The organism is Campylobacter jejuni (assembly GCF_001457695.1).
In the GTDB taxonomy this organism is placed as follows: domain Bacteria; phylum Campylobacterota; class Campylobacteria; order Campylobacterales; family Campylobacteraceae; genus Campylobacter_D; species Campylobacter_D jejuni.
The window spans coordinates 419,799-433,861 of the sequence record NZ_LN831025.1 but is presented as its reverse complement, the minus strand read 5'-3'; the positions used below and the strand labels follow the sequence as shown (position 1 = coordinate 433,861).

Here is a 14,063-nt window from a genome sequence, read left to right as displayed (position 1 = left end):
ATTTAATTTATCTTATTTTTGCTATATTAACGCCATAAAATTAACATTTAAGAAAGGCTTATATGAAATTTGAAACAATTAATCAAGAAAGCATAGCAAAACTCATGGAAATATTTTATGAAAAAATTAGAAAAGATAAAGATTTAGGTTCTATTTTTAACAATGCTATCGGAACAAGTGATGAAGAATGGAAAGATCATAAAGCAAAAATAGGAAATTTTTGGGCAGGCATGCTTTTAGGCGAAGGTGATTATAATGGGCAACCCTTAAAAAAGCATCTAGATCTACCTCCTTTTCCTCAAGAATTTTTTGAAGTTTGGCTAAAACTTTTTGAAGAAAGTTTAAATATAGTTTATAATGAGGAAATGAAAACAGTTATTTTACAGCGTGCACAAATGATAGCTTCACATTTTCAAAATATGCTTTATAAGTACGGTGGACATTAATTTGGCAATTTTTTTGCCAAATCTTTTTTTACCTTTTGTAAAATCTCCTCATCCTTGGAAAAATCAAAAAATTTAAACTCATTTCCATGTTGCATAAAACCATCAAGCAAATCTCCACTCAAACGATTTTTAAGATCAAGTTCTGCTATTTTAAACCCATCTAAAGTGCTAGCAAATTCTTTTAAACGACTTGGAATTTCTTTAAGCTTAGTATAAAGATAGCAAGTACTTTTAAGCCCTACACGACCTACACGGCCACGAAGTTGATGCAAGGTAGCAAGTCCTAAACGTTCCGCCCCCACAATCACTATCATGCTCAATCTTGGTAAAGAAATGCCCACTTCCACCACTGTAGTGCTTAGTAAAATATTTCCCTCATCTCTAAAACGCTCTAAAATTTCATCTTTTTGTTTATCTTTTCCATGAGTTACAAAAACTTTTTTATAGTGATTCTGCCAATATTCTTTGGCCTGCTCTAAAGAAAGATAAGGAATATTATCACTAGCACTCACTAAAGGATAAATAATGACAATTTGATGATTTTTAGAAATTTCTTCCTTGATCTTCTCGCTAAGCTTAGAAAAGCCTTCATTTTGTATACAATAAGTTGTAATATCTTTTTTAAAAGGCATCTGCTTAATAAAACTAAAATTTAAAAGTTCAGATTGTATCATGCTTAAAGTTCTTGGAATAGGCGTAGCCGAAAACTGTATAAAATGAGGAATAAATTCTTGTTTATTTAAAGAATGAATTTTTTCACGCTGAGCTGATCCAAAACGATGTTGTTCATCTATCATTACAAGCACGGCATTATGACTTTCTAAATGAATTAAAGCATGAGTGCCTATAACAAGATTTGCTTTTTGGATATTTTGTTCTAAATCTTTTTCTTTTTTGCCCCCTTTAATAAACAAAATATTCATAAAATCAGGTAAAAATTTCTTAGCCTCTTCATAAAGCTGATACGCTAAAATACTAGTAGGTGCCATTAAAATAGCCTGTTTAGGATAAACCATCAAAGCCGCACCAAGCAAAACCAAGGTTTTGCCACACCCCACATCACCCATAATCACACGCCTTTTAGCTTCTTTTGAATGCAAATCTTTTTCTATATCTTTTAAAGCGTTAAGCTGATCTTTAGTAAGAGAAAAAGGCAAATCTTTAAGCCAATTGGCTATATTAAAAACATTGATTTGATGAGCTTTAAAATGCGTTTTTTTAGCTTTTAAACGCTTTAAAAAATTATATATTTCTATATATTTTAAATCTTTGCTAAAATTTTGCAAATTTTCAAACATAAAAAAACTTTTTTCATCATAAGCATGCAAATTTAAAAGAAAATGTATATATTTATCCTCTATGCCACTTTCTTTTAAATTTTCATAGTTAAGATATTTATGTATAAAAGCAGCAATTTTTGTATCTTTTAAGCCTAAAATTTGATACTTTGGACTAAAACCCTCAAAAGAAGTTAAAATTTTAGGATTGTTAAATTGCCAAGTGTGATTAAAACGCGAGAGTTTAGCATTAAAAATAAGCTCTTTTCCTACCTTACAAATCCCAAAATGCCAAGCTCTAGGATGAAAAAATACAAAAGAAATATTTTCTTGCCATTCTTCACAAAAACCTAAACCAAAAAGTTGATTTTTTCTTGAACTAACGCTTTTTATAGTGATTTTTTGGGTGCAAATTTCATTTTCTTTGGGATTTTTACTTGGATTTAAATTTTCAATTTTTTTAGGTAAAAGAAGCGCTAAATCAATAGCACTTCTAATTTTTAATTTTTTAAAAAATTCATAATCACTTTCTTTAATTTTCATTTTGTATGCTTGCAAAACTTATATTTAAAAGCTCTTGATGTTTTTTAATATAAGCATTTATGGTTTCAAGTTTAACCTTTTCCATAAGTTTTAACTCTTCTTTATAATATCCTAATTTTAAACCTTGATAAAATTCGTTAAAAGACATAGATAAACGCTTGCTTAAGCTTTCATAACGCAAAGGAGTTGATCCTATGAGAAAATTTTTAGCTTGATCAAGTTCATTTTGAGTCATGCCATTTTTTATAAAATCTTCAAAAAGCTCTTTTACGATTTTTTTAGCTTCTTTAGTGCTTTCATTTTTAGTTTGTAAATATCCAAAAACTCTAGAAAAAGACATATTCATATCAAGCATAGCATAAGCTGAGTATGCAAGACCTCTTTTAACACGAATTTCTTCCATAATCCTTGAACCAAATCCTCCTTGCCCTAGAACAAATAATGCAATTTTTGCAAGATATAAATCCTTATCTTTAAAATCAGCAAAAAAAGGTGTAGCAAAATAAATATAAGCTTGTTCACTTTCTGGGCGTAGCAAAATTTCATCTTTGATGTTTTTGCTTAACTCATATTTTTTTGGAGTATTTTTCTTACCTATTTGAAGTTTTGATAAGAGTTTTAAAAGATCTGCCTTGGCTTGTTTTTCTTCTAAATCTCCTCCTAAAATCACAACCAAATCACTAAGATGGATAAAATTTTTATAAAAATTTTGCAAATCTTTTAAAGACAAAGTTTCTATACTTTTTTCATCTCCATCATTTGGACTTTGAAATTCTTTACATTTAAAAATTTGAGCATTGAGTAAATTTTTTGCTAAATAATCAAAATCACTATTTTTACTCGCGAGCTCACCTAAGGCATTGATTTTTAATTTTTGCAAAGTTTTTTCTTCTATTCTTGGTTTTAAAAGCAATTTTTCTAAACTCTTTAAAGCAAAATCAAAATTTTCTTTCAAGCAAGAAAGGTTGATTTCCAAGCTTTCAAAACCACTACTTGCCTCTAAATTTATTGCTCTAAATTCTAAATCCTTAAAAAATTTATCATCCACGCCTTCATTTAAAATACGTGAAAACATCTTAGCTAAGCCTGCTATTTCATCATAACTTCTAGCGCAATTTCTAAAAACAAGCTTTAAAACAACAATGGGAAAATCAGAATTTTTTTCAAAAATAAAAGGGATTTTAACACCCCTACTCTCTAAATACTGCATTAAAACCTTTCTAAAATTTCATAAGCGGTATTGCGTTTAGCTGGATTTTCGCCTAAACTTCTAATCAGCCTTATCATCTCATCTTGATTTATTCTATAACTTGCTCCTGCAGCACTTACTACATTTTCTTCCATCATAGTTGAGCCTAAATCATTGGCCCCAAATTTTAAAGCAAGCTGGCCTATAAGTGAGCCTTGAGTTACCCAAGAACTTTGTAAATTTTTAAAATTATCTAAATAAAGTCTTGCTAAAGCTAAAAGTCTTAAATACTTGTTAGAACTTTGTTTCATAATCTCTGGATGTTTTTGGATTAAAGCAGTATTATCACTTTGAAAGCTCCATAAAATAAAAGCTCTAAAACCACCTGTTTCATCTTGCAATTTTCTCAAATGCTCAAAATGATCGATGATTTCTTCATCATTTTCAACCGTTCCAAACATCATGGTAGCTGTACTTTTCATACCGATTTTATGAGCTTGGCAATGTACTTCTAACCAAGTAGCTGTATCGCATTTATTGGGTGCAATGATATCACGCACCCTATCACTTAGTACCTCAGCTCCCGCTCCTGGTATAGAAAATAAACCCTTAGCTTGTAATCTTTTTAACACTTCAGTGATTGAAATTTTAGATGCTTTTGCAATATAAGCGATTTCAACTGCCGAAAAACCATGCACAGTGATATTTGGATAATGTTCTTTTATCCAAGAAACTAATTCTTCATACCATTCTATTTTTAATTTTGGGTGCACCCCGCCTTGAAAAAGAATTTGTGTTCCCCCGATAGCTTCAAGCTCTTCTATCTTTTTGCCTATCTCTTCAAAGCTTAAAATATAAGCATCATCTTCTTTATGATGGCGATAAAAAGCACAAAAAGAACAATCAATACAACAAACATTGGTATAATTAATATTTCTATCTACAACAAAAGTGGTGATTTTTTCAGGATGAAGTTCTAATTTTCTTTTATAAGCCATTTCTCCAAGTTCTGTTAAACTTGCATGGTGTAATAAATCTAAAGCTTCTTTTTTATCCAGTCTTTTCAAAATTTTTCCTTGTTTTTTACATAAATTAAAATAATTATAGCATTTAAAATATAAATTATGGTATAGTTTCGCTTATGAATTACATTGAACTATTAAAAAATAATAAAAATATCAGAATATTAGCTTCGGTTCAGTTTATAGTATATTTTGGAGCATGGTTTTCTCAAACAGGAGTTTTTACCCTTTTGGTTGAGCTTAATGCTCCTACTTGGGCAACAGCTACAAGTGCTATGCTTGCTTTTTTACCTGGAGTTTTACTTGCTCCTATTAATGGCGTCATAGTAGAGAAAAATAAACCTAAAAAACTTTTACTCAGCATGATTAGCATGGAATTAATTTCTATTTTTTGTCTTATTTTTGTCACAAGTCTTAGTATGCTTTGGCTTTTATTTATTTTAATTTTCATAAGACTTTGTGTTGCTTCGATTTATTTTCAAGCTGAAATGAGTTTATTGGCCAAAATTTTAACCCCTCAAGAACTTAAACTCGCTAATGAAATGCACAGTGTCATTTGGGCGATTTCTTATACAGCAGGTATGGCAAGTGCGGGAATTTTTATTTATTTTCTAGGAGTTAAAACCGCTTTTTTATTTGACTGTGTACTTATACTCATAGGCATTTCTTTTTTAGCAAGATTAAGCATTCCTGATTTTCATCAAAAAACACAAAGTCGCTTTTTTACCATGATAAAAGAAGGATTTTTCTATGTTTTAAACAATAAGATAATTTTTCATCTTATCTTGCTTCACGCTTTTATAGGTTTAACTGCTTATGAAACCTTGGTTACGCTTTTAGCGCAACATCAATATAAAGAAGTTTTATCTGCTGCTTTAGTAATAGGGTTTTTAAATGCGGTACGTGCTTGTTCTTTAGCTATAGGACCTATGGTTTTAAGTAAATTTATTAATAATAAAAATTTATTTTACATGTATCTTGGCCAAGGTTTTGGTATTATACTTTGGGCTTTAACTCAATTTAATTTTTATATTTCTTTTTTAGGTTTAATCGGTGCAGGTTTTTTTACCTCAGCACTTTGGGCTTACACCTACACTATGATACAAAAAAATGCTGACAAAGCATATCATGGTAGAGTGATCGCTTATACAGATATGATTTATCTTAGTTTTAGCGCTATTATTTCAATGCTTATGGGCTTTTTATTTGAATTAGGCTTGAGTTTAGAACTAATTACAGGCTTATTGGGTATGATTTTTATCTTTGCGGCATTTTATTGGAAGTGGTTTTATAAAAAATATTTGTGAAAATTCACAAATATTTTAAATTTTAAACAAATCTTGAAGATTTTTCATTGCTTCTTCATTGCTGATGGCATTATTTAGCTGCGATGAGCTTAATTCATTGAGCTCTATTTCATAACCACTTAACATAGAAGCAAGGCGAATATTAATACCATTTTTTCCTATAGCTTTACTTTTTTGTTCGCTATTTAAACTTACAATAGCTTTTTTATCTTCAATTTTCACAGAATTTACAATAGCAGGAGCCAAGGCACGAGAAATTAAAATTTCACTCTCATTTGTAAATTCTATACAATCAATATTTTCATTATGAAGCTCTTTGCTTACTGCATTAATTCTTACACCTTTAACACCTACTGTAGCACCTACAGGATCGATATTTGCTCCATTGGCCTGAAGAATGATTTTTGCTCTTTCACCTGGAATTCTAGCACATCCTATAATATTGACATAACCATCTTTGATTTCTGGAACCTCAGCTTCAAGTAAACATTCTAAAAATTTAGGACTTGTACGACTAAGCTCGATTTTAATACCCTTATCTGTATAAACACGGCGTATCACAGCTTTTACCACATCACCTATTTTAAATTTTTCCCCTTTAATGCGATTTTTTCTCGGTAAAAAAGCTCTTAATTCATCTATTTCAATAAAAGTATTTTCTTCATTATCCACTCTAACAACTGTACCAAAAACCATTTGCCCTACTTTGTTTTTATACTTTTCAAAAATAGTTTGTTCTAATAATTTTTGTATATGATATTCAAGTTCTTTATGCAAGGTATTTACCGCAGTTCTTCCTAAATTTTCCAAAGAACATTCATAGGTTAATTCATCTCCTATTTCAACATCTGGAGCTTCTGATTTTGCCTTACTTAACGCGATAAAACTCTCACTTTTATTTTGCAATCTCTCGTCATTATCTGCTACTATGGTAATTTTTTGATAAAGATTTAAATTTTTAGGATCCACAAAAAACTCATATTCTTGTCCATAAATTCTTTTTGCAGTATTGATTAAAGCGGTAGCTACCTTTTCTCTTACATTCTCTAAGTTTAAATTTTTTTCATTAGCAATAGATTCGATAATATCTGCTATCTTTTCCATATTTTATAAAACCTTTTTTTGTGGGAAATTTAAAAATGTAGATAAAAATTATATCCTTAATAAGTTTAATTAAAAGTAAAATTTGCTAAAATTATAGATTAAAATGAAAATTCTTAAGGATTTAGCTATGGAATTAAAATTGGCAAGAACTTTGATTAATGAAAAACCTAAAAATATTAGCCTAGAAAAAATCGAAGAGGCTATAGAAAAAGAAGGACAAAAGTTTTTTTATTTTGATAAAGATAATACACACAAACAACTCATTGCCCTTGTAAATCATTTTGAAAAAAAAGGAGTAAGCATTTATCATAGAACCGTAAAATACGGACTTGATGATAATGATTTTATGTATGAGGTACATATTCTTTGAGTGCTAAAAAACTTTTTATTCAAACTTTAGGTTGTGCGATGAATGTCAGAGATTCTGAGCATATGATCGCAGAATTAACACAAAAAGAAAACTACGCACTAACAGAAGACATCAAAGAAGCAGATCTTATTCTTATTAATACCTGTTCAGTGCGTGAAAAACCTGTGCATAAACTTTTCTCAGAAGTGGGTGGCTTTGAAAAAGTTAAAAAAGAAGGTGCTAAAATAGGAGTTTGTGGATGTACTGCATCGCATTTGGGAAATGAAATTTTCAAACGTGCTCCTTATGTGGATTTTGTTCTAGGAGCAAGAAATATTTCCAAAATCACTCAAGCTATAAAAACTCCAAAATTTATGGGCGTGGATATAGACTATGATGAAAGTGAATTTGCTTTTGCAGATTTTAGAAATAGTATTTATAAATCCTATATTAATATCTCCATAGGTTGTGACAAACACTGCACTTATTGTATAGTGCCACATACTAGAGGAGATGAAATTTCCATACCTTTTAACATCATCTACAAAGAAGCTCAAAAAGCCGTTGAAAAAGGTGCTAAAGAGATTTTCTTGCTAGGACAAAATGTCAATAACTACGGCAAAAGATTTAGAAACGAACATAAAAAAATGGACTTTTCAGATCTTTTAGAAGAACTTAGCACTATAGAAGGTTTGGAACGCATTCGCTTTACAAGTCCACATCCTTTGCACATGGATGATAAATTTTTAAAAGTTTTTGCCAATAATCCAAAAGTTTGCAAATCCATGCATATGCCTTTACAAAGCGGCTCAAGTGAAATTTTAAAAGCTATGAAGCGTGGCTATACTAAAGAATGGTATTTAAATAGAGCTTTAAAACTTAGAGAACTTTGTCCAAATGTTAGCATTTCTACAGACATTATTGTAGCTTTTCCAGGGGAAAGTGAAAAAGATTTTGAAGAGACTGTGGATGTTTTGGAAAAAGTGCGTTTTGAACAAATTTTTTCTTTTAAATACTCCAAACGCCCTTTAACAAAAGCCGCAACCATGCCTAATCAAATCGATGAAGAAATAGCTTCAAGAAGACTTAGCACCTTACAAAATCGTCATAGTGAAATTTTAGATAAAATTGTAAAAAAACAAGAAAATAAAACTTTTAAAGTTTTATTTGAAGAATTAAGAGCAGGCAATAGCATTGCTGGAAGAACAGATAATAACTTTTTAGTTCAAGTTGAAGGTAGCGAAGAACTTTTAGGGCAATTTAAAGAAGTAAAAATAACTAATGCAAAGCGTATGGTTTTATATGGGGAAATCGTTTAAAATCCATTGCTTAACATATATAATTTTCATCTTGCAATGGCTTATTTTTTTAAGCTGTAAAAAGCACTATAAAGGTGAAAAAGTTGACCGTAAAGCTGGTGTGATACTTTTTTGGCATGGAAAATTAGCACTTATGCCTTTTGCGTTTAGACATTATAGGCAAAAAAATAAAAAAGCCTATGTCATGATCTCTCACCATAAAGATGGAGAGCAAATTGCAAAAATCATCAAGCTTTTCGGTCTTGATACTGTAAGAGGAAGCACTTCAAGGGGTGCTAGCAGTGCACTTAGAGCTGCATTTAAAGTTTTAGAACAAAATGACGATATAGTTATCACGCCCGATGGTCCACGAGGGCCTTATCATAGTATTTCAGATGGTTCTATCATTTTGGCTCAAAAAAAAGAACTAAAGATAAGAATTTTAAACTATGAAGCAAATCGTTTTTGGGAATTTAAAAGTTGGGATAAGATGATCATGCCAAAACCTTTTAGTAGGATTACTTATAGTCTAAGTGAACCTTTGGATATTTTATCTTTAGATAAAGAAAAAGCTAAAGAATTTCTAATGGAACAATTTGATAAAATTAGCTTAGCTGATCAATTTAAGGAATGAAATGTTATTTTTACTTAAAAAAATATTTCCACAACTTTTTATTAGTATTATTTTAGAAGATAAAAAAAATATTGTAAAAGCTTCTATTTACAGACGAAATAAACTAATCAGTAGCAATGAAAAAACTTTTGATAAAAGTGAAAATTTATTAGAGTACATAAAAAATTTAAGCAAGCATTTCTTATTTTACCACACTGCTTTATTTTTAGACGCCAAAGAACAAGGATTAATACCTAGTACAAATATTCAAGATTGTGAGCACTTTAATATAGGAAAAATCAGCTTACAGCATATTTTGCTTAATAATGCCCTTGTTTATACGGCTACCGAACATGTAGAATATTATAGTGAGCTTTTTGAAGAATATAGAGGTTTAGATTTTTTATATTCCCCTTTTGCTCTTCTTTACTACAATATGCAAAAAGAAAAACAGCCTGATGATCAAATTTTACTTTATGGATTTAAGCAAGGACATCTTTTGGCAATTATTGTTGCTAAAGGCAATACTATCTTATACGGTGATTTTAAAATATTTGAGCAAGAATTAGGTTTAGAGCTTGAACTTCCATCAGAAGATAATCAAGAAATTGAAAACAACAACGATGATACTGAAGTTACCTTAGATAACTTCAATGAAGCCTTAAATAATAAATTTGATCTACTTGATCAAGAAAATAATCTTGAAACTTTGGATAATAATGATAATTTTAATCTTGATGAATTAAATCAATTTAGCAATGATATGGAACTTTGCCGTTATATTATTACGAGCATTGAAAAATTTTATAATGATGATAAATATGCTGGGGTATTTATCAATGGTATTTTATTATATAGCGAATCAGATATTAACATAAGTGCTATTGATTTTTTAGAAAGTGAAACTTTTTTAGAGATAAAAACGAAACAAATCAACACCTTAGATCTTATGATAGAATTGATGCGAAAGGAGGTTAAATGACTTATAGCTTTATACAGCCAAGAAAAAAACCTATTTTCACACTCTTTGATAAAATTTGGCTAGGACTTTTTGGTTTTAGTATATTATTTATCTTACTAGTATATTTTACATATACAATAAAAATTGCATTAATCAATAGCTCTATCGATGATGAAAAACAACAAGTTATAGTGCTTCAAAATCAAACTAAGCAAAATGAAATGCTTTATGAAATTTTATTTGATCAAAGCCAAATAGCGAAAAATTTTAACACTCAAAATCAAATTGTTAAAGAAAGCTTAAGAAATCTATTTGATATTATTGTAAAAACTGATAACATTACTCTTGAAAGTGTTGAACAAGACGAATATTCCTTAAAACTTATCGGAGTCACTCCTACAAGAGAAATGTTTACTCTACTTTTAGAAACCCCTTTAAAAAGCATCTTTGATCAAAGCTACACAACCTATTATCGCTTAGATAATGGGTGGTATCGTTTTGTTAGTATTAGCAAACAAATTCCAGGAGTTGCAGATGAAAGATAAAAGTCTAGAAGAAATTGATTTATTAAAGCTTATCATTTGCGCGTTAAGTTTTATAAGCGTTTGCACAGCTTTGATCTTATTTTTACTTTTACCGACATTAAAAAATTACAAACAAGCAAATCTTAGAGAAAACTCACAACTTGCTATCTTAAAAGCCGCTAAATCAAAATTTGACTTTAGTGAAGATAAAATATCAACTCTAAGAAGCGAAAACAACAAAAGCTTAGAGCAATTTGAGCAAAATTTTAATATAGGAAATTTTGATATTTTTTTACAAAAATATTTTCAAAATGTAAAAATTCAAGAAACTAAGCCCGAAAAACAAGAAAAATATCTAAAAAACCGCTTAGCCATTAAAGCGACAATGAACAATCCTAGAAGGCTTTATGATTTTATTGATGCTCTAAAAAACTATAATAACTTAATCAAGCTTGATTATCCACTTAATCTTAAAGCAGGAGAGCAAGGTATCTCTATAGATCTTACTCTCAAAGTTTATTCAAGCTAAACTCACATCTTCGCCTTTTAAAATTTGATTCATAGTATTCATTGCACACATTTTTCCACACATGGAACATGAGTTTAAATCATCAGGGCGACGCTCATTAAACATTTTTTTAGCCTTTTCTCCATCAATAGCAAGTTTAAACATTTTCTCCCAATCTATCTCTTGTCTAGCCTTACTCATCTCATCATCTCTTGATCTTTCTTTTGGAAGTTTAGCTATATCTCCTGCATGAGCTGCAATTTTAGTCGCAACTATACCCTCTCTAACATCTTCTAAATTTGGAAGTCTTAAGTGTTCAGCAGGTGTTACATAGCACAGCATATCAGCACCGCTAGCTGCAGCCACAGCTCCTCCAATAGCACCACTAATATGATCATACCCTGCGCCAATATCTGTTACCAAAGGTCCTAAGACATAAAAAGGCGCTCCTTTGCATAAACGCTTTTCTAATTGCATATTTGCCTCTATTTCATTAATAGCCATATGCCCTGGACCTTCTATCATTACTTGAATCCCAACATCCCAAGCCCTTTGAGTAAGGAGTGATAATTCTATAAGTTCTGAAATTTGTGCCCCATCACTTGCATCGTGAGTAGAGCCAGGACGCAAAGCATCGCCCAAAGATAAAGTTACATCGTATTTTAAACAAATGTCAAGCAAATCATCATAATACTCAAAAAAAGGATTTTCAGCATCTTTCATCATCATCCAAGCATAAAGTACAGAGCCTCCTCTTGAAACTATATTTGTAAGTCTTTTACTTTGTTTAAAAATATGCGCTGCGCGAGAATTAATACCTGCATGAATTGTCATAAAATCAACCCCACTTTTAGCATGATGATATACAACATCTAAAAAGTCTTTAGCACCAATTTGTTTTAAATCTTTTTCTAAAAATCCTACTGCATCATATACAGGAACTGTTCCTATCATAGCTTTTGAAACATTAACAAGCTCGTCTCTAAAACGACTTGTTTTGCCATAATTGCTTAAGTCCATAATCGCTTCTATGCCAAATTTATGAGCAAGCTCTACTTTTTTCATTTCCTCGCTATAATCAACGCAATCATTTGAAACTCCTAAATTTACATTAACCTTAGTACGCAGTCCAAAACCTATACCATTTGGATCAAGACTTTTATGATTAATATTTGCAGGGATAATAATTTTACCGCAAGCAATATTTTCAAGCAAAAAATCTTTACTTAAATTTTCTTTTTGCGCAACAATCTGCATTTCTTTAGTAAAAATACCTTCTTTGGCATAATTCATTTGAGTTTTCATAAATTTATCCTTTAAAAAATTTGGATAAATGAAGGGTGAGTATAAATTTTTAAAGTATTGAAATTTATAAATCTTCCCGACGCTGGCATTATCCAGATCCGGTTCGGTCTAAGCTTTTAGCTTACTCTCAGCCTGTTACACAAGCTCCCGTCATTTATGTCTTAATTATACTCTTTAAATATTTATTTTTGCTTTATGCGTGCAGTTTTTGTAAAATTTATAAGTTCTTCTGTAGTTTTTATATGATAGGGAAGTTTTCCAAGGCAATATTTAAAAATTTCAGCAGCTGCCAAAGCATCATCTAAAGCCCTATGATGCGTATTTTCCACGCCCAGAAATTCTTTCAAAACCTCTAGTTTATATTTTGGACTTTCTATACAACATTGTGCAAATTCTATAGTACAAATACGACGATTAAGTAAAATGCCAAAACCACACTCATTTAAAGCCTTAGAAATAAAACTATAATCAAAACGCACATTATGTGCTACAAAAATACTGTCTTTTAAAAAAAGCCTAAAATCACTTAAAACCTTTGTTAAACTTGGAGCATTTTCCACCATCTCATAAGTAATACCCGTAAGTTCGGTTATATTTTCTGGAATTTCTTTTACTTTAACAAAACTTTGAAAGCGTCCAATTTCTTTAGAATTTTGAATTTTTACTGCTCCAATTTCTAAAATTTCCCCCTTACTTACACTGCCAGTACTTTCTATATCTACTATACAAAAAATTTCATCTTTAATTTTTGTTGTGCGTGTTTTAAGGATAAAAATATTATCTTTATTTAAAGTTAAACCCAAACCCAAAAGCTCAAAAGTTTCTAAATCTAACTCAAAATTTTTTAACTCTTCAACTTTAGCAAACTCTTGCATCACCCAATCATAAGGCTTGCTTTGCTTGTTTAATATAGAAATAATCTGATCAATTTGCTGTAAACTCAAAATTCAAGCTTTAAAGATGAAATTGCAGTTTTATAATCATTGGAAGAAAAAATATAACTTCCAGCCACCAAAATATCAGCTCCGGATTCTTCTAAATCGCTAGCATTTAAACCATTAACACCACCATCAACCTCTATAAAAACTTTAGCATTTTTTTTATCAATCATTTGGCGCAATTCTTTGATTTTTTCATGTACCAAAGGTAAAAATTTTTGTCCACCAAATCCAGGATTAACACTCATTAAAAGTACCATATCTACAAATTCTAGCATGTGTTTAATAGAATCAATAGAAGTGTGTGGATTTAAAACAATAGCAGGATGGATTCCTTGACTTCTTATATATTCACAAAGTCTTATAGGATGAACTTCGCTTTCTATATGAAAAGAAATAAATTTTGGTTTCAAAGGGATAAAAAGATCTATAAATTTACTTACATCTTTAACCATCAAATGCACATCTAATGGCAACTTACTAATAGTTGAAATTTTTTCGATCACGCAAGGTCCAAAAGTCAAATTTGGAACAAAGTGTCCATCCATTACATCAATATGTAAAAGATCCGCACCTGCAACTTCAATAGCTTTAACTTCTTCTTCTAATTTCAAAAAATTTGCAGACAATAAACTTGGAGCTACATACATGATCAAAACCTTAAACTATATATAAATGT

The 14,063-nt window shown here is 30.2% G+C and carries 15 protein-coding genes and 1 riboswitch; of the genes, 8 read left to right on the top strand and 7 right to left on the bottom strand.

Features of this window, described 5'->3' with window-relative positions:
• The first annotated feature begins 62 nt into the window (after positions 1-62).
• On the top strand, positions 63-446 hold the full coding sequence (ctb, locus tag AT682_RS02285; RefSeq protein WP_002882397.1) for a truncated hemoglobin Ctb: 384 nt from the start codon (positions 63-65) through the stop codon (positions 444-446).
• On the opposite strand, the gene recG is transcribed toward ctb, so the two are convergent.
• The 3 genes from recG to AT682_RS02270 are packed head-to-tail and all read right to left on the bottom strand — an operon-like array spanning position 443 to position 4,522.
• Positions 443-2,266 (bottom strand): ATP-dependent DNA helicase RecG, encoded by a 1,824-nt coding sequence (recG, locus tag AT682_RS02280; RefSeq protein ID WP_002882396.1) that lies wholly within the window; start codon positions 2,264-2,266, stop codon positions 443-445. The two genes, ctb and recG, sit on opposite strands and share 4 nt — an antisense overlap.
• Positions 2,256-3,476 carry a M16 family metallopeptidase gene (locus AT682_RS02275; RefSeq protein ID WP_002882394.1) on the bottom strand — a complete coding sequence of 407 codons (1,221 nt, stop codon included), beginning with the start codon at positions 3,474-3,476 and terminating at the stop codon, positions 2,256-2,258. Before AT682_RS02275 ends, recG begins: the two co-directional genes overlap by 11 nt.
• Positions 3,476-4,522 carry a dehypoxanthine futalosine cyclase gene (locus AT682_RS02270; protein WP_002882392.1) on the bottom strand — a complete coding sequence of 349 codons (1,047 nt, stop codon included), beginning with the start codon at positions 4,520-4,522 and terminating at the stop codon, positions 3,476-3,478. The genes AT682_RS02275 and AT682_RS02270 overlap by 1 nt, the downstream gene beginning before the upstream one ends.
• Positions 4,523-4,596: 74 nt before the next feature.
• Between AT682_RS02270 and AT682_RS02265 the strand changes: the two genes are divergently transcribed.
• Positions 4,597-5,784 (top strand): MFS transporter, encoded by a 1,188-nt coding sequence (locus AT682_RS02265; protein WP_002882391.1) that lies wholly within the window; start codon positions 4,597-4,599, stop codon positions 5,782-5,784.
• 15 nt (positions 5,785-5,799) lie between these two features.
• Here AT682_RS02265 and nusA read toward each other — a convergent pair whose 3' ends face one another.
• Positions 5,800-6,888 carry a transcription termination factor NusA gene (gene nusA / locus AT682_RS02260; RefSeq protein ID WP_002859895.1) on the bottom strand — a complete coding sequence of 363 codons (1,089 nt, stop codon included), beginning with the start codon at positions 6,886-6,888 and terminating at the stop codon, positions 5,800-5,802.
• A 127-nt stretch (positions 6,889-7,015) separates the two neighbouring features.
• Between nusA and AT682_RS02255 the strand changes: the two genes are divergently transcribed.
• Genes AT682_RS02255 through AT682_RS02230 form a run of 6 tightly spaced genes read left to right on the top strand, consistent with a single transcriptional unit; the run spans position 7,016 to position 11,162 of the window.
• Positions 7,016-7,258, top strand: coding sequence for an HP0268 family nuclease (locus tag AT682_RS02255; RefSeq protein WP_002851103.1), 243 nt, complete (start codon positions 7,016-7,018; stop codon positions 7,256-7,258).
• On the top strand, positions 7,255-8,556 hold the full coding sequence (miaB, locus tag AT682_RS02250; protein WP_002882390.1) for a tRNA (N6-isopentenyl adenosine(37)-C2)-methylthiotransferase MiaB: 1,302 nt from the start codon (positions 7,255-7,257) through the stop codon (positions 8,554-8,556). Before AT682_RS02255 ends, miaB begins: the two co-directional genes overlap by 4 nt.
• Complete coding sequence (locus AT682_RS02245; protein WP_002868794.1) at positions 8,540-9,169, top strand: lysophospholipid acyltransferase family protein; 630 nt, start codon at positions 8,540-8,542, stop codon at positions 9,167-9,169. The genes miaB and AT682_RS02245 overlap by 17 nt, the downstream gene beginning before the upstream one ends.
• Position 9,170: 1 nt before the next feature.
• Entirely contained in the window at positions 9,171-10,130 is a 960-nt protein-coding gene (locus tag AT682_RS02240) for a DUF8341 domain-containing protein (RefSeq protein WP_002882388.1), read from the top strand.
• A complete protein-coding gene (locus AT682_RS02235) occupies positions 10,127-10,654 on the top strand; it encodes a hypothetical protein (RefSeq protein WP_002858498.1) in 528 nt (175 codons plus the stop codon). Before AT682_RS02240 ends, AT682_RS02235 begins: the two co-directional genes overlap by 4 nt.
• Entirely contained in the window at positions 10,644-11,162 is a 519-nt protein-coding gene (locus AT682_RS02230; RefSeq protein ID WP_002868197.1) for a hypothetical protein, read from the top strand. The genes AT682_RS02235 and AT682_RS02230 overlap by 11 nt, the downstream gene beginning before the upstream one ends.
• Here AT682_RS02230 and thiC read toward each other — a convergent pair.
• From thiC to rpe, 3 genes are all read right to left on the bottom strand, one after another.
• Complete coding sequence (gene thiC / locus AT682_RS02225; protein WP_002882387.1) at positions 11,154-12,446, bottom strand: phosphomethylpyrimidine synthase ThiC; 1,293 nt, start codon at positions 12,444-12,446, stop codon at positions 11,154-11,156. The genes AT682_RS02230 and thiC overlap by 9 nt on opposite strands.
• A gap of 56 nt (positions 12,447-12,502) precedes the next feature.
• Positions 12,503-12,607, bottom strand: a riboswitch (TPP riboswitch).
• A gap of 21 nt (positions 12,608-12,628) precedes the next feature.
• The gene (gene dnaQ / locus AT682_RS02220; protein ID WP_002882386.1) at positions 12,629-13,390 is read right to left on the bottom strand and encodes a 3'-5' exonuclease; all 762 of its coding nucleotides are present in this window, start codon (positions 13,388-13,390) and stop codon (positions 12,629-12,631) included.
• Entirely contained in the window at positions 13,387-14,034 is a 648-nt protein-coding gene (gene rpe, locus AT682_RS02215; protein ID WP_002855094.1) for a ribulose-phosphate 3-epimerase, read from the bottom strand. Before rpe ends, dnaQ begins: the two co-directional genes overlap by 4 nt.
• Positions 14,035-14,063: the final 29 nt, after the last annotated feature.

Excerpts from the sequence above, each read along its gene's own strand:
- ctb (WP_002882397.1), top strand. The coding sequence starts at position 63 with ATGAAATTTGAAACAATTAATCAAGAAAGCATAGCAAAACTCATGGAA.
- recG (WP_002882396.1), bottom strand. The coding sequence starts at position 2,266 with ATGAAAATTAAAGAAAGTGATTATGAATTTTTTAAAAAATTAAAAATT.
- AT682_RS02275 (WP_002882394.1), bottom strand. The coding sequence starts at position 3,476 with ATGCAGTATTTAGAGAGTAGGGGTGTTAAAATCCCTTTTATTTTTGAA.
- AT682_RS02265 (WP_002882391.1), top strand. The coding sequence starts at position 4,597 with ATGAATTACATTGAACTATTAAAAAATAATAAAAATATCAGAATATTA.
- nusA (WP_002859895.1), bottom strand. The coding sequence starts at position 6,888 with ATGGAAAAGATAGCAGATATTATCGAATCTATTGCTAATGAAAAAAAT.
- AT682_RS02255 (WP_002851103.1), top strand. The coding sequence starts at position 7,016 with ATGGAATTAAAATTGGCAAGAACTTTGATTAATGAAAAACCTAAAAAT.
- AT682_RS02245 (WP_002868794.1), top strand. The coding sequence starts at position 8,540 with ATGGGGAAATCGTTTAAAATCCATTGCTTAACATATATAATTTTCATC.
- AT682_RS02240 (WP_002882388.1), top strand. The coding sequence starts at position 9,171 with ATGTTATTTTTACTTAAAAAAATATTTCCACAACTTTTTATTAGTATT.
- AT682_RS02235 (WP_002858498.1), top strand. The coding sequence starts at position 10,127 with ATGACTTATAGCTTTATACAGCCAAGAAAAAAACCTATTTTCACACTC.
- AT682_RS02230 (WP_002868197.1), top strand. The coding sequence starts at position 10,644 with ATGAAAGATAAAAGTCTAGAAGAAATTGATTTATTAAAGCTTATCATT.
- thiC (WP_002882387.1), bottom strand. The coding sequence starts at position 12,446 with ATGAAAACTCAAATGAATTATGCCAAAGAAGGTATTTTTACTAAAGAA.
- rpe (WP_002855094.1), bottom strand. The coding sequence starts at position 14,034 with ATGTATGTAGCTCCAAGTTTATTGTCTGCAAATTTTTTGAAATTAGAA.